15 protein-coding genes and 1 riboswitch are annotated in these 25,499 nt (G+C 36.8%); of the genes, 10 read left to right on the top strand and 5 right to left on the bottom strand.

What is annotated here, in order from left to right; translation table 11 throughout:
- Nucleotides 1-211: 211 nt before the first annotated feature.
- Nucleotides 212-1,543, top strand: coding sequence for a murein hydrolase activator EnvC family protein (locus BLQ56_RS17350; RefSeq protein ID WP_204381090.1), 1,332 nt, complete (start codon nucleotides 212-214; stop codon nucleotides 1,541-1,543).
- A 43-nt stretch (nucleotides 1,544-1,586) separates the two neighbouring features.
- On the opposite strand, the gene BLQ56_RS17345 is transcribed toward BLQ56_RS17350, so the two are convergent.
- The gene (locus tag BLQ56_RS17345; RefSeq protein ID WP_090857260.1) at nucleotides 1,587-6,317 is read right to left on the bottom strand and encodes a LysM peptidoglycan-binding domain-containing protein; all 4,731 of its coding nucleotides are present in this window, start codon (nucleotides 6,315-6,317) and stop codon (nucleotides 1,587-1,589) included.
- A 183-nt stretch (nucleotides 6,318-6,500) separates the two neighbouring features.
- On the opposite strand from BLQ56_RS17345, the gene BLQ56_RS17340 reads away from it, so the two are divergent.
- The 4 genes from BLQ56_RS17340 to BLQ56_RS17325 all read left to right on the top strand — a co-directional run bounded on the left by BLQ56_RS17340 (nucleotide 6,501) and on the right by BLQ56_RS17325 (nucleotide 12,543).
- A complete protein-coding gene (locus BLQ56_RS17340; protein ID WP_090857257.1) occupies nucleotides 6,501-7,127 on the top strand; it encodes a CAP domain-containing protein in 627 nt (208 codons plus the stop codon).
- 299 nt (nucleotides 7,128-7,426) lie between these two features.
- A riboswitch (cobalamin riboswitch) is annotated at nucleotides 7,427-7,608 on the top strand.
- 140 nt (nucleotides 7,609-7,748) lie between these two features.
- On the top strand, nucleotides 7,749-10,001 hold the full coding sequence (locus tag BLQ56_RS17335) for a ribonucleoside-diphosphate reductase subunit alpha (RefSeq protein ID WP_090857360.1): 2,253 nt from the start codon (nucleotides 7,749-7,751) through the stop codon (nucleotides 9,999-10,001).
- Between the two features lie 20 nt (nucleotides 10,002-10,021).
- Complete coding sequence (locus tag BLQ56_RS17330) at nucleotides 10,022-11,071, top strand: ribonucleotide-diphosphate reductase subunit beta (protein WP_090857254.1); 1,050 nt, start codon at nucleotides 10,022-10,024, stop codon at nucleotides 11,069-11,071.
- Nucleotides 11,072-11,364: 293 nt separating this feature from the next.
- Entirely contained in the window at nucleotides 11,365-12,543 is a 1,179-nt protein-coding gene (locus BLQ56_RS17325) for a sn-glycerol-1-phosphate dehydrogenase (RefSeq protein ID WP_090857252.1), read from the top strand.
- Nucleotides 12,544-12,746: 203 nt separating this feature from the next.
- On the opposite strand, the gene BLQ56_RS17320 is transcribed toward BLQ56_RS17325, so the two are convergent.
- The 3 genes from BLQ56_RS17320 to BLQ56_RS23650 all read right to left on the bottom strand — a co-directional run bounded on the left by BLQ56_RS17320 (nucleotide 12,747) and on the right by BLQ56_RS23650 (nucleotide 16,679).
- Nucleotides 12,747-14,720 carry a methyl-accepting chemotaxis protein gene (locus tag BLQ56_RS17320; RefSeq protein ID WP_090857249.1) on the bottom strand — a complete coding sequence of 658 codons (1,974 nt, stop codon included), beginning with the start codon at nucleotides 14,718-14,720 and terminating at the stop codon, nucleotides 12,747-12,749.
- A 352-nt stretch (nucleotides 14,721-15,072) separates the two neighbouring features.
- On the bottom strand, nucleotides 15,073-16,356 hold the full coding sequence (locus tag BLQ56_RS17315; RefSeq protein ID WP_090857246.1) for an MFS transporter: 1,284 nt from the start codon (nucleotides 16,354-16,356) through the stop codon (nucleotides 15,073-15,075).
- Between the two features lie 179 nt (nucleotides 16,357-16,535).
- On the bottom strand, nucleotides 16,536-16,679 hold the full coding sequence (locus BLQ56_RS23650) for a hypothetical protein (protein ID WP_175490367.1): 144 nt from the start codon (nucleotides 16,677-16,679) through the stop codon (nucleotides 16,536-16,538).
- A 519-nt stretch (nucleotides 16,680-17,198) separates the two neighbouring features.
- Here BLQ56_RS23650 and BLQ56_RS17310 point away from each other — a divergent pair.
- The 4 genes from BLQ56_RS17310 to BLQ56_RS17295 all read left to right on the top strand — a co-directional run bounded on the left by BLQ56_RS17310 (nucleotide 17,199) and on the right by BLQ56_RS17295 (nucleotide 22,327).
- Complete coding sequence (locus tag BLQ56_RS17310; RefSeq protein ID WP_090857243.1) at nucleotides 17,199-18,653, top strand: S41 family peptidase; 1,455 nt, start codon at nucleotides 17,199-17,201, stop codon at nucleotides 18,651-18,653.
- A gap of 668 nt (nucleotides 18,654-19,321) precedes the next feature.
- Complete coding sequence (locus BLQ56_RS17305; protein WP_090857240.1) at nucleotides 19,322-20,515, top strand: PDZ domain-containing protein; 1,194 nt, start codon at nucleotides 19,322-19,324, stop codon at nucleotides 20,513-20,515.
- Between the two features lie 270 nt (nucleotides 20,516-20,785).
- A complete protein-coding gene (locus BLQ56_RS17300) occupies nucleotides 20,786-21,268 on the top strand; it encodes a chemotaxis protein CheW (RefSeq protein WP_175490366.1) in 483 nt (160 codons plus the stop codon).
- Nucleotides 21,269-21,397: 129 nt separating this feature from the next.
- Complete coding sequence (locus tag BLQ56_RS17295; protein WP_090857233.1) at nucleotides 21,398-22,327, top strand: manganese-dependent inorganic pyrophosphatase; 930 nt, start codon at nucleotides 21,398-21,400, stop codon at nucleotides 22,325-22,327.
- A 176-nt stretch (nucleotides 22,328-22,503) separates the two neighbouring features.
- Here BLQ56_RS17295 and BLQ56_RS23645 read toward each other — a convergent pair whose 3' ends face one another.
- Entirely contained in the window at nucleotides 22,504-22,677 is a 174-nt protein-coding gene (locus tag BLQ56_RS23645) for a hypothetical protein (protein WP_175490365.1), read from the bottom strand.
- A gap of 104 nt (nucleotides 22,678-22,781) precedes the next feature.
- Between BLQ56_RS23645 and BLQ56_RS17290 the strand changes: the two genes are divergently transcribed.
- Complete coding sequence (locus BLQ56_RS17290) at nucleotides 22,782-25,499, top strand: response regulator (protein ID WP_090857229.1); 2,718 nt, start codon at nucleotides 22,782-22,784, stop codon at nucleotides 25,497-25,499.

Below are 25,499 nucleotides of genomic sequence, written 5' to 3'. Positions count from 1 at the left end.
AAGCTATATTTCCTTCTCAACGTTTGTCGCCGATAAACGGGCGCCTTGCGCTTTTCTTGGTGTCTAGCTCCAGGCGCCATCGTCTCGGGGTCATAAGCCAATCCGACTAGAAGGTTAAAAAGCAACCTTCAAGCCGGCTCGTCTTATGCCTGTCGCCGATAAACGGGCGCCTTGCGCTTTTCTTATTAAAAATGAAAAATTGAAGGGAGACATGAACGAGTTGAAACGGAGATTTCTCATTCTAGGGATTGGTATAGTTTTACTGGCTGGAAATGCAATAAGTCCAGGTTTAATAACGGTTTTTGCTGAAGATACAAATCGTTCACTTGAAAACCAGAAGGATCAGGTTGAAAGTAAACGTTCTGACATAGAAACAGATCTTGATAGTAAGAAAAGTGAAATGGACCAATTAAAGCAAGAACAGGTAGTCGTGAATCAGGAAATTAAACGATTAGATTTGGCGGTTGCTGAAACAAGTGGTCAAATACGTGAAAAAGATGTTCAGATAACTGATACAAAAGAAGAAATTGAAAAATTAAAGGCTGAAATTGAAGTCGTAAAAGAGCGTATTGAAAAAAGAGATGCTCTGTTAAAGGACCGAATGCGTTCGATCCAAGAAAATGGTGGGATGATCAGCTATGTAGATGTCGTACTAGGTGCACAAAGCTTTAGTGATTTTGTAAATCGTGTAAGTGCAGTTTCGTCTTTTGTGCAAGCTGATCGTGACATCATTAAGGTTCACCAAGAGGATAAACAATTACTAGAGGATACTGAAGAAAAAATGAACGAACAACTCGTTCAATTAGAAGAACAATTAGTTGAGCTCGAGGGTATGAAAAAAAAGCTTAACACTCAGATTAGTGAAAAGAATGAAATCATGTCTGAATTAAAGCAAGAAGAAGAAGAAATGCATGACCATATTGCAACCCTTGAAGATGAGGCAGCACTCTTGGCAGCACAGGAAAAAGCCATTCAACGTGCGATTGAAGAGTGGAATCGTCGTCAAAAAGAGATAGAGGAAGAACGGAAGCGCCAAGAAGAAGAGCGGAAACGCCAAGAAGAAGAACGTAAACGTCAAGAAGCTGCTGGTATTACTACCACTCCTCCACCAGTTGTTACAGCACCAGCGCCTGCAGTCACGAGTGGGAATTTTATGAGACCAGCGAATGGAAGAGTGTCTTCTAATTATGGGGCTCGTTGGGGCACCCTCCATGCGGGTATAGACATTGCAAATTCTGCTCCATCTGTTCCGGTTGTAGCTGCTGCTGATGGAATTGTATTCCGTTCGTATTATTCATCAAGCTATGGGAATGTTGTCTTTGTTACACATAATATAGATGGTAAAATATATACAACGGTTTATGCTCATCTTGAAAGTCGCTCAGTTGGTGAAGGGCAATATGTGAGTAAAGGTGCAATGTTAGGATATATGGGGAATACAGGTCATTCATATGGGAAGCATCTTCATTTTGAACTGCATGTTGGACCATGGAATGCATCAAAATCAAATTCGGTTGATCCACGAAGGTTTATAAGTTTTTAACTAGATAGTAAGAGGCAAATTCAAGTTGAATTTGCCTCTTTTCTTATGGAATAATTAACACTTGTCCCACATTAATGGTATCACTTGTTAAGTTATTCGCTTCTTTAATTGCTGTCACAGTGGTGTTAAAGCGACTTGCAATTAACCACAATGAATCACCAGATGTAACCGTGTAAGTCGTAACTGTCGTTGTAACAGCTTCTTCAGTCACTATAGGCTCAACCTGTGGAATCTTTAAGACTTGGCCAATATACAATGTGTCTGAAGTTAAGTTATTTACATCCTTAATTGCCGTAATTGTCGTTTTGTACCGAGTGGCAATTGCCCAGAGACTCTCACCAGAGACAACCGTATGGTCAATTGTGTAAATAGACTGTTCCTCAGTATATGATACTGATGTTAGTGGAGTCGTTGCCGGCATGGATGTCGTGAAACTAGTCCAGATGTTTGTGTTTTCCTGTCCTAAGCTCCAGTTTCCAACTCCACGGATCTCGTATTTTGCGACTAGTGCTAATTTCTGTGTAACAGACTCTGCATTTTCAAACCAAATCGTATAAGTTCCAGGTGTAAGATTTGAACCAGAAACAAATGTCACTGGATCTTCAGCTTTTATAATAACTGTCGCTTTTACAGACTGGCTGGTTTCATCAAAGACAAGAGTATGCTCATACTTTGTTAACAGTTCCTCAATCTTCGAATTTGAGATACCAAATCCTCCAAAATCAAGACCTTCAATCCAGTATCGTCCATAATGAGCCATCCCCATGACAATTTTATCACGAGCTACTCCTTGATTAATTGCATATTGGATGGAACGTTCAACCCATGGAAGGCTTGCTACAGGACCAGGATCTCCTCCATGGTAGCTTTCGTCATAGCTCATGATCATTAAATAATCAGCATACTTAGACAGGCTATTATAATCATAAGCCCCATGCCAACCAGTGTTCCATCCATTCGGATTTGCAGCAACTGCCACAGATACTTCTTTTTCTGTTGGTATTTTTAGTCTTAATAACCGAACGAACTCCGTAAAATTGGCGCGATCAGCATCAGTAATATTCTCCAAATCAACATTTACACCATCTAAATTGTATTTAGCAATCGCGTCAGCAATTTGTTGGGCAGCCTGCTCCTTATTTTGAAGCATTGCTCGTCCTATTTCTCGATTCCAGTGGTTGCTTAAAAAAGGTACCACACGAATTCCCTGTTGGTGCATGCTTTCAATAAAGGCAGGGTCAAGCTGATAAGTAAGCTTTAGGCTACCATCTGTATTAATATCAAAATAACTTGGTGATACAACGTTTATCGCTTGATTTGTTCCATTAACCGTATTGACATATTCCTTTGTATTTCCAAAATACAAATACCCGAGATTCAGAACCGTACTAGCTGTGACAGGTAATCTTAACGTTTGTCCAACCGAGACGGTAGTAGATGTTAAATGGTTCATTGAACGTAGAGCATCAACTGTTGTATTAAAACGCTTAGCGATCGTAAACAGTGTATCATCAGCTGACACAAGATAAGAGTGAGTAGGTAGTTGAATCTCTTCACTAACATTCTCAGCTTGGTCACTTTGCTGAACTCGTATGCTTAAATTATCTGTCGTACTAAGTTGGTATAACGGGATTGTGATAGTAAAAAAACCTCGTTCATTTGTGGTAGTACTTTTTGACAGTTGGTCAGTTTTATCCAGATCACTAAGGAAAACAGTCACAGCAGAATTAGCCTCAGCTGTACCAATGATCGTATATACCAAACCACCGTTCACGATACTGAATCCACTTTTTGAAATAACCGGTTGATCTACAACTGTGTCTTTTTCAACGGTTTGAGTTTGGACGATACTTGTATTTCCTGCCTTATCAGTTTGAACCACTTCAATACGTAGTGGGCCATCTTTAAGGGTTCCTAAATTCATGTCTATTTCAAATACTCCGCTCGCCGCCGTTGTAACTCCCTCTGTTGTATTCGTTCCATCTGTAATTAATACACGAATGGTAACGGCATCTTCTGCATTAATCCCTTTAACTAAAAATTTCTCCATATTGCTCTTATTCACATATTCAGGGGTAGCAAGGGTGACCTCACTAGGTGCTGTTGTATCCTTTAAAATAGTGATGGGCTGCTGTGGTTGTACATTCCCTGCTTGGTCGGTGACATAATACTGTACGATTAATTCACCATCATTTAACCCACTTGTGTCTAACGGTATCTCAAAAGCTCCTTCACTATTTGTCTCAGTCGTCCGACTTATTGTATTGGTGCCATCACTTATTGTTAGTCCAATAAGCCCATTCACTTCAGTTGTTCCTGAAAGTATATAGTCATGTTGATTACCACTAAAAATATTAACGATAGGTTGAGGTGTAAACAAACTAGGACCAACTGTATCCTTAACAAGAGTCGATTTACTCGTATAACTCACATTACCAGCAGAATCAGTTTGTGTGAAATTGATAAAAAGATCTCCATCTGTCATTTGAGAGACATCAACTGGAAGGGTATAGTCCCCAGATTCAGTTGCATGGGTTGTTATCGTAATATATTGATTTAAATGATTAGTTAGAACGATTGTCACCAGAGCTAATGGATCTGCCTGTCCTGTTAATGAATAGGAGGTTTGTGATTCCGCATTAATATATCCGGTATTATTCAAGCTAGGTGCATCAGGACTAACTGTATCTTTTTTAATCATCACTGTTTCTGAATCACTTGATATTCCAGCCTCTGAAGTTGCTTTCACTTCAATTTTTAAATCTGTATCGACTAACATGGACAGATCTAGTACAGATGCATATTCACCATTATCATCAGTAAGAACCGAGGCTAGTACTGGTGGATTCACTCCATCTGAAACAATGAGATCAATGACAGTTCGTGGCTGGGCATGTCCAGCTATCGTATAGTTGCTAACATTTGCCCCATTAACTACAGTGGAATTTTCAATTGTTGGTGTGTAGAGCATCGTTTCCTTCATCACAGTTGCTTCAGTAACTGAGCTTTGATTGCCAACAAGGTCAATTGAGTGCGCTTTTAAAATAATTGCCCCATCATTTAGTCCGGTGAGATTTATAAGTTCGTTAATATCTCCACTTTCATTAGCGGTTGTTGTGAAATGAATATCAGGATGAAATCCATCAGATATAGTAAATACCACGGTTGAACCAGGTTCTGCTTTTCCGATAAGTACGTATTGGTGTACATTTTCATAATTTATAGGCACGTTCGCATTCAAAATAGGTTCAACAGAAACCGTATCTTTTACAATGTGTTCAGATAGCGGTGTACTCTGGTTTCCGGCGTTATCAGTTGCTTGCACTAGAATCGTCAACTGCCCATCTTGCAGTGATGATAGGTTGATTGTTTGTGTATACTCTCCAGTCTCACTTGCTTGAATCACATGTCTGATAGGAGAGTGAACCCCATCTTGAATAAGTATCTCAATACTAGCATTTGCCTCAGCTGTCCCACTTACAATGTATTCAGTGACATTTTGAGTGGTGATGATGGGGAGAGCTCCTATTCTTGGTTGTTCAGGAGCAGTATGATCGACCTCGACAACTGGTTGCTCGGTGCTTGGAACCGTCAGTTTCTGACCAACAAAAATAAGATCTGATGTTAGATTATTTGTCGTTTTGACAAGGTCTACCGTTGTATTAAACTTCTTAGCTATTAAAGATAAGGTATCTCCAGGTACAACAGTATAAATTGTTCCTTCAATAGAACTCGTGTCTAACCCACTTTCAATAATTGGTTCTTCGGCGACTGGTTGAGTAACGCTTTTTGGAATCAATAATACTTGTCCGACAAAGATTCGATCAGAACTCAACCCATTATGATTTTTAAGATTTTCAACCGTAGTATTAAACTTATTTGCAATTAGTGATAAAGTATCACCTGAAATGACGGTGTAACTAATCGTATCTGGAGCTTGCTCAGGTTCAGAAGTGGTATCATTTGAAATTTGTTCGGTCGTAGGCTGTTCATCGGCCATTGGAATCGTTAGTTTCTGTCCAATGTAAATCAGATCTGTGGTCAGATTGTTATGCGATTTAATCGCCTCGACCGTTATGTTGAATTTTTTAGCAATAATCGATAAAGTATCCCCAGATATAACCGTATAAATGGTATCATTCGTTGTTGTCGGTTCAGTTGTTGTTGTCTCGGTTATGATCGTTGGTTGCGTGATCGGTTGGGGAACTCTGAGTTTTTGTCCAATATGAATAACATCAGATGATAATTGATTAAACGTCTTAATTTCTATGGCTGTGGTTTGGTGTTTTTTAGCAATTGTATATAAAGTATCTCCTGATGTAACTGTGTAAGTGAAATAAGGTAGCTTTAGAACCTGTCCTATTTTTAACGTGTCTGTGGATAATGTATTTAGTTCTTTTAGGGCAGAGACAGTTACGTTGAAACGTCTGCTTAGAGAGTACAGTGTATCTCCAGATTGGACAGTATAGGTGTCATATTGAAATAACTGTTGAGTTTGGGTTGTTGTATTTGCCAGTGCACTACTTAATGTTGAGTCAACAAAATAATAAGAGGTGACAAGCAGAGCGCCAACCATAACTTTTACACTGGATACTTTGATCCTTGGGAACGATTGTTTCACAAATTGCTTTAACTGTAGATGAAAATCGTCTTTTTTCCCAGGTGTATAGCCTAATTCTTGTGCAAATTCTGTTAAAGGCTGGTTTAAGTGAATGACTAACGTGTAGCTATTGTCAGGATTTAAATTCAGTTCATATTTTTGTAAGAAATCCATTGCGAAAAACTCCTCAGGTTATAGTATCTAATTTTAGTTTGCCAAAATCATGGTAATTGATTCTTGGATTTCCGAATCAGGATAATCATTGAAATTTTGATAATTGATTTAATTTGTATGAATGGATTTTGTTGTTCAAGTCAAACTATGCATGTAGTACTAATTAACGTTAGGAGGTAAATAATGAAGAAGATTATTGCTTTAACGATCGCGATTATGTTTGCGTTACCTGTAGTTTCACAACCTCATGCGCAAATAAAAACATTTAAAGAACCACCGTTTGAGTTTTATAAGGTATCACGAGGGGATTCGTTTTGGTACATAGCTCAACGTTACGGGTTGGATTACAAACGATTAATGGAATTGAATCCAGACGTGGTTCCAACAAACATGCATGTGGGTGAAGTGATCAGATTAAAGCCTTCTGCAAGTCATTCTAGCTCATTTGAGGAACAGGTTGTTCAGCTTGTGAATCAAGAAAGAGCGAAGGCTGGGTTAAAGCCATTAACTCATCGTGCAGATTTGAAAAATGTCGCTCATAAAAAAGCGCAAGATATGATCAATTCTAATTACTTCTCACACACTAGTCCGAATTATGGTTCACCATTTCAAATGTTAAAAACGTTTGGGATTAGTTATCAAAGTGCAGGGGAAAACATTGCAAAAGGTCAGAAAACCCCAAAAGAAGTAATGAATGCATGGATGAATTCACCAGGCCATCGTGCAAATATTCTAAAGCCAGAATATGATTCAATTGGTGTTGGATTCTATCATAGTGCATGGGTACAAATGTTTATTAAAGCGAGATAATGTAACGAGGCTGTCCAGATATGGGCGGCTTTTGTTTTGTTTCTATGTCCTTAAGAAAAGAACATATCGACGAATCGTGGGATTGTCTTATAGAACCTGTCTATAGAACAAACAGAAAGATGTATCAAAGTGTCTAATAAAAGCCGCTCAATCCAGCACCATGAAAGAAACTTTATTTTTATGTTCAATGATAAAAATTTTATAGATAAATAGATTGCATAATTTGTCATGTCAATTTATACTTAAGAAAGCCAAAAACGATATATAGTGTAGTTGCATTAATAAAATACAATATTTTGTGTTATTCCGGTAAAAAAGGTGTCGAATTAGACGTAATAGGGAATCTGGTGAGAATCCAGAACTGTTCCCGCAACTGTAAAATGCTGATGAAATAAGGTGATCACTGTGATTCACTCATGGGAAGGGCCTTAAAGTAAAGTGAAGCATAAGCCAGGAGACCTGCCTTTTTACTTAGTACTATCTTCTTCGGGAGTTGAGAGGGTAGAACGAGGACCTTTAAGATGATGATTTCATCTGCCATAGTCTTCGTTCTGACCTGCTCAGCTCACCTTCTAAGGTGAGCATTTTTTATTTTTGAGAGGGGTAATTGCGATGACCATAATGGAGAAAATCTCATTTAACGAATTATACGCATCAAATGTGGAGGATGTTTTAGGATATATTGAACAACTTACAGCCACTTTTCCGACCTTGCAAGTGGGTGAGTACAACGAAAAAATTACGAGAACTTTACAACATAAACAAGATTATACAAGAGATCAATTAGCTAACTTACTTATTTTATCAGCACTTGAACGTATTTCTATGACTGAACCAGATTGGACTTATGTGGCTGCTGCTATTTATTTAGATCGTCTTTATGGACAAGCTGCATTAAATCGTTCTTATGACTCAAAGCAAAAGTACGCTAACTTTAATGGGCTACTTGTACAGCTTACTGATATAGGAATTTATCATCCTATGCTACTTAACCAATATTCTGAACAAGAGATTCTTGAGCTAGGGAACTTAATTGATTCATCTAAAGATCGATTGTTTACCTACATTGGTTTAGTGACGTTAGCTGAGCGTTATCTTGCCAAATCACATAATGGAGGAGTTTTTGAGCTTCCACAAGAAAGATTACTTATTATTGCGATGACCTTGATGATAAATGAGCCAAAGGCAATGAGACTTCAATTGATCAAAGAAGCTTATTGGGCTTTATCAAACCTCTATATGACTGTTGCAACCCCAACCCTTTCTAATGCAGGAAAGAGTTATGGTCAGTTGTCTAGTTGTTTTATAGACACGGTTGATGATAGTTTAAGAGGAATATACGACTCTAACACAGATATTGCTAACTTATCAAAAAACGGTGGCGGAATCGGTGTGTACTTAGGTAAAATCCGCTCACGTGGAAGTGATATCAAAGGATTTAAGGGTGTTTCATCTGGTACGATTCCATGGATGAAGCAGTTAAACAATACAGCGGTTAGTGTTGATCAATTAGGCCAACGCCAAGGTGCAATTGCTGTGTATTTAGATGTGTGGCACAAGGATATATTCTCGTTCCTTGAAGCGAGATTAAATAATGGAGATGAGCGATTACGTACACATGACCTGTTCACAGGTGTTTGTATTCCAGATGTATTTATGGAGCTTGTCGAAGAACGAGATGATTGGTACTTATTTGATCCCCATGAAGTGCGCAAAGTTATGGGTTATTCATTAGAGGACTTTTTTGATGAAGAAAAAGGGAAAGGTGAATTCAGACGAAGATACTTCGAATGTGTAAACCACCCAACTCTTTCTAGAGTGAAAGTTCCTGCAATCGATGTGTTTAAGTCGATCATGAGATCCCAACTTGAAACTGGAACACCTTATATGTTCTATCGTGATGCTGTAAACCGTGAAAATGCAAATAAACATGTAGGAATCATTTATTGTAGTAATCTTTGTACAGAAATCACACAAAACCAGAGTATTACTTCTGTTGTTGAAGAAAGAACTGAGGATGGTAAAATCATCACAGTGAAAACACCTGGGGATTTTGTGGTATGTAACCTTTCATCAGTTTCTCTAGCAAGAGCTGTACAAGAGAATGTACTAGAACGATTGATTTCAATTCAAGTGAGAATGTTAGACAATGTGATTGATTTAAACGATATCCCTGTTTTACAAGCAAATATGACCAATAAGAAATACCGTGGGATTGGTCTTGGCACATATGGTTGGCATCATCTATTAGCACTAAAAGGAATCGCGTGGGAGTCGGATGAGGCGGTAGCTTATTGTGATGAGATTTATGAAGAAATTTCGTATTTAACCATTAAAGCGAGTATGGAACTAGCTAAGGAAAAAGGAGCTTACCCTGTTTATGAAGGCTCTGATTGGCAAACAGGTACTTATTTTGACCGACATGACTATCGTTCAGACGAATGGTTAGAGTTGAAAAATAATGTACAGAATCACGGAATTCGTAATGGCTATCTTTTAGCAGTGGCACCTAACTCATCGACTGCAATTATTGCTGGTTCAACTTCTGGTATTGACCCGATTTTCAGAAAAGAATATTCCGAAGAAAAGAAGGATTACAAGATTCCAGTTACAGCACCAGATTTAAATGCACAAACGAATTGGTACTATAAATCGGTTTATCATATTGATCAGGCATGGAGCATTAAGCAAAATGCAAAGCGTCAAAGACATATCGATCAATCCATTTCATTTAATTTATATGTAAGAAATGATATTAAAGCCAAAGAGTTATTAGACTTACACATGCTGGCATGGGAAAGTGGACTGAAAACAACCTATTATGTTCGCTCAACATCAAGTGCTGTTATTGATGATTGTGATAGCTGTCAATAAGAAGAAATGGAGTGACGAGGGTGACGAACAACATTTTAGAAAAAAGAAAGATTATCGATACAGAAGCACCAAATAAATCAACAGGCATTATTAATGGACAAAGCTCCAATATTTTAAATTGGGATGATGTTCGCTATTCATGGGCATATCCAAAATATAAAACCATGCTTTCAAATTTCTGGACACCTTTTGAAATTAATATGAGCAAAGATATTAAGCAATTTCCACAGCTTTCAGAGGTGGAGCAAGAGGCATTCTTAAAAATTATCGGGTTATTAGCATTACTAGATAGTATCCAGTCTGATTATGCGATTAAAGCGGCAGATTATTTAACAGACTCATCTTTAAATGCATTGATGATTATGCTTGCTCAGCAAGAGGTTATTCATAACCACTCATATTCTTATGTGCTATCAAGTATTGTACCGAAGAGCCAACAAGATGAAGTGTTTGAATTCTGGAGAACAGAAGAAACACTCCGTAAACGTAACGACTTTGTAACGGATGGATACCATGCTTTCGCAGAAAATCCAACTCCTGAAAATTTCTTAAGATCAATCATTTATGATGTGATTTTAGAAGGATTATTCTTTTATTCAGGGTTTGCGTTCTTCTATAATCTTGCTAGAAACCAAAAGATGGTGGCTACATCAACGATGATTAACTACATCAATCGAGATGAGCAAATTCATGTAGGGTTGTTCGAAAAAATATTCAAAGAAGTATTAAATGAACACCCAGAACTCAACACAAAAGAGTTGGAAGAGTTTGCAATTGAGACCTTTAGAGAAGCTGCAAACCTTGAAATTGAATGGGGCCGTGAAGTCATCGGTCAAAAAATCGATGGAATTACGCTGCAAGAACTTGAGCAATATATTCAATACATGGCAAATAAACGCTGTAATCAAATTGGCTTCGGTCGCCAAGTATTCCCTGAGGCACCAATTAAAAACCCAATGCGTTGGATCGTTGCATACCAGGAAGTTGATCTAGGAAAAACAGACTTCTTTGAACAAAAATCAAGACAATATACAAAGACAACTGATGCTAATGGGTTTGATGATTTGTAAAAAGTAAATATGTAAAGTAAAGACGCTCTGAATTTATATTTAGAGCGTTTTTTGATATGAACTTGGCTTGTATATATATATATCAATTAAATATGGTATGGAACTCGCTAAGAACCAATCAACTACTGTGGGATTGGTTCTCAGCGAATGGAATTCTAGGACCAAATTAATTAAAAAATACATAAATCATTGAAGGGTTTCCATGCTTCCATTAGAATAGTTAATAGATAGATTAATAGTTAATTGGCACCTTAATCAGTTTATAAATAACCTAATATGATGGAGGGATAAAGATGGGTTACAGCATTTCAGACCTTACGAAAATGGCAGAAGAGTGTACATGTGGGCTAAACCACTTTGAGATCAATATTGAAGAAATTACAATAAAAAAACATGCACTCCAGGATGCCGTAAATTATCTTCAAAAAAAATCATATCAAAACGTGATGATTGTGGTAGATGATACTACTTATGAAGCAGCAGGAAAACAACTATGTGAGCAATTAACTGTCACAAACATATACCATCAACTTTGCTATATCACACCTGATAAAAATAATGATGTCGTTGCAGACGAAGTTTCTCTTGTTCAAGTATTACTTGAAACCCCAAATGATGTGGACGTGATACTTGCAGTTGGCTCAGGAACGATTCATGATATAGTGAGATTCGTAAGTTATAAAATGGGTAAGCCTTTCATCTCAATTGCCACAGCACCATCTGTAGATGGCTTTAATTCAATGGGAGCACCACTCGTGATTAAAGGGATGAAGCAGACCTTTCAATTACATTCACCAATCGCAGTATTTGGAGATCTTTCAATTTTACAAGATGCTCCCAAAAAGATGATCGCAGCGGGCTTTGGAGATATGATTGGGAAGTATACGTCGTTAACAGATTGGAAATTCGGGCATCTTACTGCAAATGAGCCTTATTGTCCTTTAGTGGCAAAAGTGACGGAAGAAGCATTAATATCTTGTGCAGAAAACGTTGACAGGATAGCAGATGGAGATGAAGAAGGGATTCGCATTTTATTTGATGCTCTTGTCCAATCAGGTCTTGCCATGCTATTAATGGGTCAATCACACCCAGCCTCAGGTGGAGAACACCATTTATCCCATTATTGGGAAATGGAATTCTTAAAAGCTGAAGTCCCGCAGATTCTTCACGGTGCAAAGGTAGGGGTAACATGTCAATTGATTTCAGAAACGTATAAAGGAAGATTCAAAGAGGGATTACAAAATGGAGCGTATAGCGATTTGGATCCTTTTAAAGAAGAATTAATAGAGTTAATAAATTCAATACCTGAACCTGCTCACATCAAAAAGATGATTGAAGATATCGGCGGAGATGCTACACCTGAATCATTAGGTGTTAGTCAACAATTGATAGATCGCAGTGTGGCAGAAGCACACAATTTGCGAAATCGCTATACAATTTTAAGATATTTGAATGAGCATACCATTAAATAATATAGAACAAGGAAGAGCATCGAATGCTCTTCCTTGTTTGGATTTAACTTTGTAGGAAAGTATAAATCTGTATTCTGTTTTGTTGTCTAGCTCCAGCGCCTAGCCCCTCGGGGTCATAAGTCAAATCACTTCAGAAACCAAGGTTTCCTGCGTGATTCGCCTTATGCCTGTCAGGGCTGAACGAGGCGCCTCCGCTTTACTTGTTAGACTTTAAATTTTAGGATTAACTCCTGTAGATCATCTGAAAGGCTATTTAAAGAATCAGCATTATACGCGATTTGTTCAATTGAACTGCTTGTTTGTTGTGCTGATGCAGCGGTTTCTTCGATACCAGCTGCTGATTGTTGTGAAATGGATGCAATATTATCGACGAATTCTTCCATATTTCTCGTATCATTTTTTACATCTTCAAGCTCTGTTGAAATGTGATTAATTTTGCTGATGACAACAGTGACTGCTTCTGTAATGTCCTCGAACGTTTTTCCAGTAGACTGTATATGCTTTGTGCCACTCTCAACTTGGCTGAAACCAGTTTTTAAGCTTTGAGTGACATGTTGAGACTCGGATTTGATACCTTCAGCAATTTCATAGATTCCAATGATAGAATGTGAGACTTGCTCTGCTAGTTTTCTAACTTCATCTGCAACAACGGCAAATCCTCTACCATGTTCACCAGCTCTTGCAGCTTCAATTGCAGCGTTTAGGGCCAATAGGTTCGTTTGATCTGCAATCTCTTTTATCACTTTGACTAAGTTGTTTATTTCACTTGATTTTTTATCCAAGCTAATGACTTGAGTGACAGCTTGATTCACCATATTATGGATTGACTCCATTTGGTTAATAGAAGCGTTCATCAATTCTTTACCTGTTAATGTTAATGTTAGAGCTTCATTAGCGGAAGTAGAGACAGCGTGACCATTTTGATTCACTTGTGTAATTTTTTGTGAAAAGCGTCCCATTGTATCAGCTAAATCTGAAGTGCTAACAGCTTGAGACTCTGCTCCACCAGATAGTTCTTGCATAGTTACAGCAACTTGTTGACTGCCTTGCTTTATTTCGTCTGCAGATTGCTTTAATAAGGAGGCTTGATTTTGGACAATCTTAGAAAGTTCAGTCATTTTCTGAATCATACTTTTTAACGTATTCTGAGTTTCAATAACTGATTGTCCTAAAACACCAATTTCATCCTTCCGTGCCGAACCACTATAAACTGTATTAAGATTTCCTGTTGACAGTTCTTTCATTACAGACGTCATTTGTTTAATCGGTTTGGAAAAGCTATTGCTAAATATCCAGGCTACTATAATAATCATAATCAGTGTGCTAAGACCTACGACAATTTCAAGAAACCCCATGTCTTGTTGCACTTGATTTATTTTAGAGATATTTTGTTGGATATTAATGATACCTATAACCACTGTGTTTGTAGGGTCATATAGAGGCACATAGTTCTCTATAAAGTCATTTTGGGTAAGTGATATTTTTTCACCTGATAAAACCTTATCAATGATCTTTTGTTCTTCGAACGTTTTACCAACTGATGTTTCTTCTGAGGAAACAAGAATCGCACCTTCCGAGTCAAGGATGTTTAATTGCACACCTTGAAGAGAGTCTGTAATAGTGTTGATAAATTCACTATTCAATCCGGTTTGCAAAGTAGCTATCAGTTTACCATCATCTTTTATAGGGACAAATGCTCTAACTGATAACCCACTACTTCCAAATTCAAATCCAGATAAGTCGTTACCCTTCAAAGCCATTGCTATTGCGGGTGTGTCACTTTTATCATCCCCAAACTTCTCAGGGTTATGACCTCTGTAAATAACTTTGCCGTCAATCCCACCTAATTCAAACACACTTACTTTATGTTCCATATTGAGACGTTCAAAAATAGGAGCTACAAAAGTGTCCAATTGTTCTTGATTTCCGCTTTTTAAGAGGTTTTTCAACTCTTCATTTTCTGCATAAATTTTTGTAAGAAGTAAAAGATTCTGAGAAGCATTGTTTAATTGAGTGGTTATCGATGTAATTCGATCAGCACTATTTTCATTTAAAACAGATGTAAATGCCTGATCTGTTTTTGTCAAAAGTAAAACACTAATGCTGACAAACGGAATAATCGATACTAATAATAAAGTGATAAATAACTTTGACCTAATGGATCTTTGAAATGCCAAGATTGTTCCCCCTCTAAGTGATTAAATCGTGATACCTATATATCGGAAAGACTAGCTTATCATTCTAGTAAAAATTACAAAAAAAGAACCAACTTAGGAAAAATTTCCTAAGTTGGTTCTTTTTTTAAGGCTGTTACATATAGATTGTTACTTTTAAAGCCGCAGGCTAAATACACTCCGCGTCCGGCGGGTGACCAGTGAGCCTCCTCGTCGCACATGCTCCTGTGGGGTCTCACTTTGGCCACTGGTCCCGCAGGAGTCTACGTGTATTCAGCCTGCTTGTAACTACTATTACAATTGTTTATGTCTAAAACAATAAACTTTGAGAAAACAGCCTTTTTAATTAGTGTAGTTAGTCTACCAGTCTTACATTCTCTTTTTTAGGCACGATTGCAAATAATGCGGCAATTACTCCAAGCGTCGGAAGAATCATCATTATTAATAAAATCTCGTTATAACCACCAAATAAATCAAAGGCTATACCGAATGGAAGAGGTCCAAAAGCTGATCCAATAACGGTAATAGTCATAGCGGTTCCTTTAATGCTACCAAGATGTTTCCTACCAAAGTAATTTGGCCATATAATGCCGAGTGTTATTCTTTCAAATCCACCGATTATTCCCCAGAATACACCGAAAAGAATGGCGATCGTCGGGGAGAATGCTTTCAATAAGATCAAGATAAAAAGGATTTCGCCAACAAAGATGGTGGCTAACACATAATGGACTTTTACTTTCTCAAGGACAAATCCAGCGACTAAAGTAACAGGGAAGCCAACCAGTGCCATTAAGCTTAAGATAATCGCGGCAAATGTTGGGCTAATATTGTTTTCTCCTAATATTGAAACAAGATGGAATGTTAAACCTGTATTAACGAGTGAAGGAATTGAAATGCAAAAAAGCAATAACCAAAATGTTCGCGTTTTCATTGCTTCTTGCAAAGTCCAGTTTTCTTCCTCAATAACGGGACTGTTTGTTGAAGCTTCTGTTTGTAGCTCTTTTCGGCCATCTGGTAAAAGGCCAATATCTTCTGGCTTATTTCTTATTAATAAGTAGGCGAGTGGGACGAATATGAATAATAAGAGAATGCCCCATACTCTCCAAGTGATCTCCCAGCCCCAAATACTAATCATCCAGGCATTAAGTGGAGGGAGGGCAGCGGAACTTAAGAATCCTCCGATTGCCATAAAACTCAACGCTCTACCACGCTTACTAATAAACCACTGTGGGACTAATGTGGTTGGAATTAATGTCATGGATCCTTGACCAAATAAACGAATAAAGAAAAAACCTATAAATAGCATGACTGCATTTGCGACAAAACTATTCCAAATACAGGCAACAGCCAAAGCGAAGCCAACGATAACCGTCATTTTTCTTTGACCATGTTTATCAATAAAGCGACCAACAAAAAACATTAAAATACCTGCAAGTAACGTTGCTGCAGAATAAATACTGGATACTAATGATCTGCTCCAAGCAAAGTCTTTAATATAATGATCAATAAACACTGATATCGAATAAGTTTGCCCTGGTCCTGAAAAGAAAACGCCTAAACCGGCGATGGCGACAATCACCCAACCATAATAAAATGATGTGACCAGGGGCTGTTTCTTTGCTGCTGATACTTGCTCCAAATTATCTAAACCTCCTCAAGTCAAAAACTAACCCAATCATAACAGAAATTGTCAGTTTATTGAATGATTAGAGGCAATAAGTTACTGATTTATACTTTTTTTGAGATCGTAGATTGAGAGACTGTAGAAGAAGAATTTTATGGTGAGTTAGATTGATTAAAATGTATACACTGCTAATTTTACAACACTGTAATTTCATTTTCGTGTACTAATATTATGTTTAAATGTTTTGTTGCTTCTTTTAGCTCGCAATACCCACTCTCATATACATGGAATATATGAAACTCTTTATCATTATAGACAACCTTTGTTCCTAATTTCATCTTTTTGCCTCCTGATTCTCACTTTCGAATTTTTAGAGATTGACGATGAATAGTGGCGTTCTTTAGAATAAACTTTGAGAAGTGGACCATCATTCTTTCAGACAATTCTAATGTAATTGTATTAAAATTGATGGCGAAATATGTAAAAGGATTATTAATTTTATATTATCAGTGAAATTTAGCAAAATCAAAATATAATCTTTTTATTCTCCATAAAATACGAATTTGAGTCTAAATTGTGACGTACGTTATTCTACGGGTAGAACATTAACTTTTTTAAAGTACATATCACTAATTGTCGTAGATTGTGGTAAGCTATAACAAATGTTTATTGTTTTACTTCCACAAGATTTATTCTATAATGTAAGAATCTAGACTTTTTTACATAAACTGTACAAGCAATTCATATAGTTATATCAGAGGCATCGCACTATGCTGTGTGGTGCCTTTTCCTGCAAAGTGTCCCTTTAAAACTTTAGAATGACATGGCAGGATAATAGGCAGAGGAGGCTGAATAGTTTGAGTCGAAAGTTAGTAGCACTATACATGGCATTATCATTATTACTAGGGGCATCTGGAACATATTTAGGGCTACAGTTCCTGGATAATGACCAATCGAGTAGTAATCAAGGTTTTATTTCTGATGGTGGGGATACAGCGACATCAGATGAAAGTACTGCAAAAGATTTTGAAAAGATCCAAAATGCATATGAACTTATAGCAGGACGGTATGTTGAAGAAATTGATCAGGATCAACTTATAGAGGGTGCCATCAAAGGGATGGTAGATACGCTTGAGGATCCTTATTCTGTATATATGGACAAGGACACAGCCACTCAATTTACTCAGTCATTAGATTCAAGCTTTGAAGGAATTGGTGCAGAAGTAAGCATGGTTGAAGGAAAAGTGACGATTGTTGCTCCATTTAAAGACTCTCCAGCAGAAAAGTCCGGATTGAAGCCAAATGATCAAATCATTAAGATTGATGGTGAATCGATAGAAGGACTTGATTTATATGAAGCTGTTCTTAAAATTCGTGGAGAAAAAGGGACAACTGTTACACTTGATGTAATGCGACCAGGTGTTAATAATGTCATGAATATTGAAGTGGTAAGAGATGAAATTCCAATCGAAACCGTGTACTCATCAGTTAAAGAATATAACGGCAAAAAGGTTGGTTATATAGAGATTACATCATTTGCAGAAAAAACAGCTGCAGATTTTGAAGCGAAGTTGGCAGAACTTGAAAAAGAAGATATTGAGGGATTAATTTTAGATGTTAGAGGAAATCCAGGTGGATTATTAGATAGTGTTGAGCAAATCTTAAAGCAACTTGTGACAAAAGAAAAGCCATATGTTCAAATTGAACAAAGAGATGGTAATAAACAGCGCTTCTTCTCAACACTAGAACAGAAGAAGGACTATCCTATTACTGTGTTAATAAATGAAGGTAGTGCTTCAGCTTCTGAAATTCTAGCTGGTGCTTTAAAAGAAGCTGGAGGATATGAAGTTGTTGGTGATACATCATTTGGAAAAGGAACCGTTCAACAAGCTGTACCAATGGAAGATGGTAGTAATATCAAATTAACAATGTTCAAATGGTTAACTCCTGATGGCAATTGGATTCATGAAACAGGCGTAGAACCAACGATTCCGGTTAAGCAACCTGATTATTTCTATAGTAATCCAATTCAACTTGAGGATGAGCTTGTATTAGATATGAATAATGAAAAGATAAAGAACGCACAATTAATGCTAAAAGGCTTAGGATTTGAACCAGGTCGTGAGGATGGCTATTTCAGCAAAGAAACCGAAACAGCGGTCAAAGCTTTCCAACAAGCAAATGATTTGAATGTTAACGGAAAAATCAATGCCGAAACAGCAAATAAAATTGAAAGTGAAATTTTAGAGCATGTTCGTGATGAGAACAATGACTTACAGTTAAAGACAGCCATTAAGATTTTGTTCCAGTAAGATCGTCATATAAAAAGCCTTCTTCTCCATATCAAGCAAAAGATATGGGAAGGAGGCTTTTTTACTGTGGCTCGTTTCTAAATGCTATCTTCGTATAAATTGGTGCTATTAAAGCCGCAGGCTGAATACACTCCGCGTCCGGTGGGTGACCAGTGAGCCTCCTCGTCGCTAGCGCTCCTGTGGGGTCTCACTTTGGCCACTGGTCCCACAGGAGTCTACGTGTATTCATCCTGCTTGTATCTACCATTTCATACTTTGTGTCTAAAACAATAAACTTTGAGAAAACAGCCCTTTCAAAAAGATTGTTGTTATTTCAGATAACAATATATATTACCTTAGTTGATTGGAACGGAAGATGCGAGACTCCTGCGGGATGTGCAGGTCAGATGAGACCCCACAGGAGCTTTGCGACGAGGAGGCTCATCGCCTGCCCCGCGGAAAGATCGCATCTGGAGTGGAAATCAACGACTTGGTTAAATAGCAGAAATCTATACGAAAACAACCTTTATTTTAAAGACCGTCATTCAGGAAGAGAAATCTGCTTAACAATATGAATTACCAAAAAAAACTAATTAGTATATTTGAATTAGTTTTGGTAAAATAAAGATTAAAATACGAGAGTCGTTTTTTAATAGATTTCTTTCTATGAAGATAGGGTGGTGAACAGCTTGATCATTGAATGGCTAATAGAGTTAATAAAAGGAGTTGGACGCTTCTTCCTTCATCCAATGTTGTATTCCTTCATTTTCTTATCCTTGTATATGGCTTATGTAAGGATAAAAAGGGAGCGAAAAGATTTTCATATAAGGATCTACGATATTTTTCATGAGGTAAAAACCTTTTTAACAAGTGGATTATTACTAAGTCTTATTTTTTCAGTTATCATGCTTGGAGTAGGAATGGTTATTCCTTTTAGTGGCCTTGTCTTGTTCGCTGTTATCTCTATCTTATTAGGAGCAATCGGTAGAAGTCGGTTGTTATCTCCAACGATAGTGATTGGATTAGCTTTTTTCTGTATGATGATAAGTTCGCAATTTGATGGGCAGTCAGGTTTGATTGGAAGATTTCTAACAGATCTGAAAGTAACGAACTTAACAATGATGTCACTACTATTAAGTTTATTGTTAGTGATAGAAGGTATTCTTATCTATCAAAAAGGACATATCGGTACCTCACCACGGTTAATTAATAGTAAGCGTGGACAAAAGGTAGGTGCCCATTTTTCCGAAAAGTTGTGGATGGTTCCTCTTTTTTTACTTGTTCCAGGAGAAGGAATTGCCGCACCTTTTGAGTGGTATCCTGTGTTTTCAATTGGTGATGGAGGCTATTCTATCCTGCTAGTTCCGTTTGTTATAGGATTTTCACAAGGCTATAAAGGAGTTTTGCCAAAGGAAGGTGCTCACTTTATCGGGAAACGGACCATTCTTCTTGGGGTCATTTTAACAGCTTGTTCTGTGGGAAGTCTGTGGTACACTCCGATCGCCATTAAGGTTGTTGCATTTGCATTCATTGCTAAAGAACTTATTTCTTTTCAATATAAAATAAGTGATGATTCAAAACCATTTCTGTATACAAAACGAAATCAAGGTCTTTTAGTCGTTGCAATTATTCCAAACTCTCCTGCTTATAAAATGAATTTGCAAGTAGGCGAGGTAGTTACAAAGGTAAATGGACTAACCGTACAAAATGAGAAAGAACTCTATCAGAACGTTCAAAAAAATAGTGCGTTTAGTAAACTTGAAGTTAGAGGTTTAAATGGAGAAATAAGATTTACGCAGACCGCTCTATACGAAGGCGAACATCATGAGCTTGGCATTATCGTCATTCCTGATGAGAAGGAATGGAGTACTGAAGCAGTGTAAGGTTAACTTAGGGAATGGAATTAAAGTTCCAGGGAATAAAAGGTTAGTAAGGGAAGGGAAACCTTCTCTTTTTTTTGATTTTCCAAGATCTAGCAGATTGCCTAGCTCCTCGAAATCTTTTTGAAAAAATGTCTAAAAGAATCTTTTTTTTTGTCGATATAAGAAGTGATATAATTATATTAATAAGGATTTTAACTATATTTTACGAAGAGTAACAAAGAAACACTTTTGCCTAATGGTTTTTAAAGATAAAAATGGATGGTGATTAAGATGAGTACGAACTCTAGAATGATTATTTTTAAGATCGCCAATGAAGAATATGCGATTGATATTAATCAGGTACAATCAATAGAACGTATGCAACCAGTAACAGCAATGCCAAATACAAGTGCTGCATTAATTGGAGTAACGAATATCCGCGGAAAGGTTATGCCTTTATTTGACTTAAGAATTATTCTTTCAGCTCTACCTAAGGAAAATAATGATGACACAAGAATCATTTTAGTTGAGTTTCAAGGGAAATCAATGGGAATCGTGGTAGATGAAGCAAATGAAGTATTAGAAATCTCACATGATAATATCCAAAAACCTTCATTTACAGTAGAAAGTGATACATTCATCAAAGGTGTTGCTACACTAGAAAAGCGATTATTAATTTTGATTGATATTGAAAAGCTTATTACAAATGAAAATGTTAAAGGTGACATGGAACATCTACAAAGCTTTATTAATGAAGAACTACCATCAAACTAATATATTAGTAATTAGTTAAGCCAATAAGGATTAATCCTCCTTTTTGGCTTTTTTGCTATGGGGTGTTTATGGTAGAATATTGTTGGTATGGAAAGTCTTACATTATTTTGATAACCAAGGAGCGGAATTATGGAAAAAATACTTATTTTTGGACATAAAAACCCTGATACAGATACAATCTGTTCAGCTATTGCGTATGCTGAGTTAAAAAAAGAGCTTGGACTTAATGTTGAACCGGTTCGTTTAGGTGAAGTAAATGGAGAAACACAGTTTGCATTAACACAGTTTGGTGCTGAAGTACCACGATTAGTTGAGACTGTTGCGACTGAAGCAAATAGTGTGATCTTAGTAGACCATAATGAACGTCAACAAAGTGCTACTGACATTGACCAAGTTCGTGTGTTAGAAGTAATTGACCATCATCGTATTGCTAACTTTGAAACAAGTGATCCTTTGTACTACCGTTGTGAACCTGTAGGATGTACGGCAACAATCTTAAACAAATTGTATAAAGAAAAGGGAATTGTGATTAAAAAAGAGATTGCTGGACTTATGTTATCAGCAATAATCTCTGATTCTTTATTGTTTAAGTCTCCAACATGTACAGAAGAGGATATAGAGGCTGCACGTGAGCTTGCAGATATTGCTGGAGTTGACGCTGAAAGCTATGGGTTAGAAATGCTGAAGGCAGGTGCTGATTTAAGCGATAAAACGGTAGAGCAGCTGATTACCATTGACGCAAAAGAATTCCAGATGGGAACTCACAAAGTTGAAATCGCACAAGTGAATGCAGTGGATGTTAATGATGTGCTTTCACGCCAAGCTGAAGTAGAAGAAGCATTGACAAATGTGATCTCAACTAAATCATTAGATTTATTCCTACTTGTTGTAACTGATATTTTAAATAATGATTCTGTTGCAATCGCACTTGGAAGTCAAACAGGCGCAGTTGAAAAAGCTTATGATGTTAAATTGGTTGATAATCGTGCAATTTTAAAGGGCGTTGTATCTCGTAAAAAACAGATTGTCCCTGTGTTAACAGACGTATTAAGTAATTAATCGCTATTTAAAATACATCAGAAAAACCCAAATTGATTAATAATTTGGGTTTTTTAGGTTATTATTTTACAAACATTAACCTGAAAATGCTAAACTATACAAGGGACTGTTTCCTGCGTGATTCGCCTTATGCCTGCCTGGGGCTGAGCAAGGCGCTTACTCTTTTTATCTTTAGACTAGTAGTCTATTAATGTAACTTGTAGCCAACCAGGAGAACTTTTTCTTACCTTAATTGTTAATTCGTTAATCTCATTACATAAATAAATGAAATCTGTATCTTGTATTTGCAATTCTTTTTGTGTTTTTAATTTATCTATAACGTATTTCGCGTATTTTTGATAGATATTCATTTTTTCCATCTCCTTAAAGATAGTAGTAACTCTACTAATCTATTCCCCAATGATATTTTTTTAAACATTAAATATAAAAAAAAGTGAAAGCAGAGGTGAGGGTGATGAAATTTAGGACAAGACTTTATCTGGGATTCGGGATTGTAATGGTCGTGATGATGATCGTACTTGCGATTGTACTAAATTTATTATCTCTTCAAAATAAACAGATGGACGAGATTGTCCAAGATCGATATGAGAAAATCAGGTTGCTGAACAATATTAGTACCCAGGTTGGAATCATTGGTAGAGAATTGGATGATATTACGTTAAATCAACAGTTTACACCTGACAGAGAAAGTATTATAAAAATTGAAGCTGCTAATGGAGAAATTGATCAGAGGATTAATACGTTAGAACAGTTACTTAAGGTTGAAAGAGCTGTTTTAGTGTTTGTAGATTTAAAAGAGGAGCTGTCCAATTATCAAGAGATAGTCGATCACTTTTTACTTAATGAAAATATCGATATTACAAGTGATCTTCAACTTAGAGTCGTAGAAGCTCAATCCAAGCGTACTGAGTTGTTAACGATCTTAGATGACCTTATCGTCATCCAAGAAGAAATAATGGATGAAACGTTACAGCAATCAACTATTGTATATAATAGCGGAGTAAGATATGTTCTTATCTCAACAATAATAGGTATCCTTGTTGGATTAATCAGCATTGTATTTATTGTTCGTGGTATTACAGCAAGGTTAAATCGTGTCAAAAATGTAATGGATAGTATTGATTATCAAGCTGAAGTGTTTCCAAGAGTCAATGTCATTACTAACGATGAAATAGGAGAAATTGCTACAGCTTATAACGAGATGGCAAGTGCTCTCGAAATGCATGAGCGAGCAGAACGAGAATATCTTGAAGACATTGAAGAGCAGCATTGGCTCAAAACGAAAACGACCGAGCTATCAACAATGACCCAAGGAATAACTGAATTAGGTGTTCTAGGAAAACAATATATTCAGTCTTTAGCTCAAATCGTAGGTGCTACTCATGGTGTAATCTTTACAAGAAATAGTTCAGAACAAGGTGAGTTTTTTACTAGATTAGCAACCTATGCTTACAGTGACTCATTAAATCAGAGGACAGAAGAAATTAAACTAGGTGAAGGACTTATAGGTCAAGCTGCAGTAAGTCAGGAAACGATTATATTGGAGAATGTTCCTGAAGACTATGTGAAAATATCTTCTGGTTTAGGAGAAACAAAACCTTCTACCATAATGATTGTTCCAAGCTCATTGGAAGATGAGGTACTTGCAGTTATTGAACTTGCTTCTATTAAACAATTTACAGAGGTTGAACAAGAGTTAATTAAAGAGGCATCACATCAGTTAGGTGTGATTATTAATCGAATTGAGAAATTACTTCAAGTAAAGAGATTACTTGAAGAATCTCAAACATTAAATGAGGAGCTTCAAACACAATCAGAGGAATTGCAAATGCAGCAGGAAGAGCTCAGAACAATGAACGATGAGCTAGAAGCACATTATCGCAATTCAGAATTGAAAACTAAAGAACTAGAACGATATAAGCTGGATTTGGAAGAGAAAAACAAAGAGGTTGTATTAGGATCAAAATATAAGTCTGAGTTTCTTGCGAATATGTCCCATGAACTCCGTACACCGTTAAATAGCTTGATTATTCTAGCCCAGATGTTATATGAAAACAAAGATGGCAATCTAACTGAGAAACAAGTTGAATATGCCACAACCATTTTTTCATCAGGAAATGATTTACTAAGACTAATTAACGATATATTAGATTTGTCAAAAATCGAATCAGGTATGGCTGACATGGTACAGGGTGAAGTCGTTCTTGAGGACGTCCTATCTCTTGCGGAAAGACAATTTGCGCCAATTGCAAAGAAAAAAGGAATTGAATTAGAGTTGATCAAACAGGAAATGATTCCTTCTATCATTTACTCAGATGAGCAACGAATTAGTCAAATCGTGAAAAACCTATTATCCAACGCCTTCAAATTTACTGAAAAAGGAAAGGTCATGTTAGAACTAGGAAAAAGAATGATGAATGAGGGAAGTATTCAGAAAGAATTCCTTACCTTTGCAGTCACAGATTCAGGACTAGGTATTCCAAAAGATAAGCAAGGGCTCATTTTTGAAGCATTTCGTCAAGCTGATGGAACAACTAGTCGAAAATATGGCGGAACTGGGCTAGGTCTATCTATCTCCAAGGAATTAGCAGATTTACTCGGAGGCTATATTACACTAGAAAGTACCGAAGGAATAGGCAGTACATTTACATTCTACCTACCAATAAATGAGGAGCAAACGTCAGACACTCAATCTCCTTCTGAAGATGAATCACAAACAGAAGTCGCTACTGCAACTGAGTTGATAGAAAGTCAAAAAGATGACAACATGACAACAATGCCTATTATTGAGGATTCACTAATGGGGAAAAAGGTATTGGTAGTCGATGATGATATGCGTAATGTTTTTGCGTTAACGAGTGCTCTTGAATTAAACGGAATGAATGTCATTTTTTCTGAGAATGGAAAAGAAGCGCTATCCATGTTACCTGAACATCAAGATGTTGATATTATACTTATGGATATTATGATGCCTGAGATGGATGGATATGAGGCGATGCAAAACATTAGACATATGGAAATGTTTAAAACCATTCCGATCATTGCATTGACAGCTAAAGCAATGAAATATGATCGACAAAAATGTATCGATGCAGGGGCATCGGATTATATAAGCAAGCCAGTTAATCTTGAACAGTTAATGTCATTGTTGAAGGTTTGGCTTCATAAATAG

The sequence above is a fragment of the Litchfieldia salsa genome, from assembly GCF_900104555.1.
Taxonomy (GTDB): Bacteria; Bacillota; Bacilli; order Bacillales; family Bacillaceae_L; genus Litchfieldia; species Litchfieldia salsa.
Note: the sequence above shows the minus strand (reverse complement) of the source record. Positions and strands in the feature narration are given on the sequence as shown.

What these genes read in the sequence shown, in the direction of transcription:
- BLQ56_RS23645 (WP_175490365.1), bottom strand. Translation starts at nt 22,677, where the DNA reads ATGAATATCTATCAAAAATACGCGAAATACGTTATAGATAAATTAAAA.
- BLQ56_RS17340 (WP_090857257.1), top strand. Translation starts at nt 6,501, where the DNA reads ATGAAGAAGATTATTGCTTTAACGATCGCGATTATGTTTGCGTTACCT.
- BLQ56_RS17350 (WP_204381090.1), top strand. Translation starts at nt 212, where the DNA reads ATGAACGAGTTGAAACGGAGATTTCTCATTCTAGGGATTGGTATAGTT.
- BLQ56_RS17345 (WP_090857260.1), bottom strand. Translation starts at nt 6,317, where the DNA reads ATGGATTTCTTACAAAAATATGAACTGAATTTAAATCCTGACAATAGC.
- BLQ56_RS17295 (WP_090857233.1), top strand. Translation starts at nt 21,398, where the DNA reads ATGGAAAAAATACTTATTTTTGGACATAAAAACCCTGATACAGATACA.
- BLQ56_RS17325 (WP_090857252.1), top strand. Translation starts at nt 11,365, where the DNA reads ATGGGTTACAGCATTTCAGACCTTACGAAAATGGCAGAAGAGTGTACA.
- BLQ56_RS17335 (WP_090857360.1), top strand. Translation starts at nt 7,749, where the DNA reads ATGGAGAAAATCTCATTTAACGAATTATACGCATCAAATGTGGAGGAT.
- BLQ56_RS17290 (WP_090857229.1), top strand. Translation starts at nt 22,782, where the DNA reads ATGAAATTTAGGACAAGACTTTATCTGGGATTCGGGATTGTAATGGTC.
- BLQ56_RS17300 (WP_175490366.1), top strand. Translation starts at nt 20,786, where the DNA reads ATGAGTACGAACTCTAGAATGATTATTTTTAAGATCGCCAATGAAGAA.
- BLQ56_RS23650 (WP_175490367.1), bottom strand. Translation starts at nt 16,679, where the DNA reads ATGAAATTAGGAACAAAGGTTGTCTATAATGATAAAGAGTTTCATATA.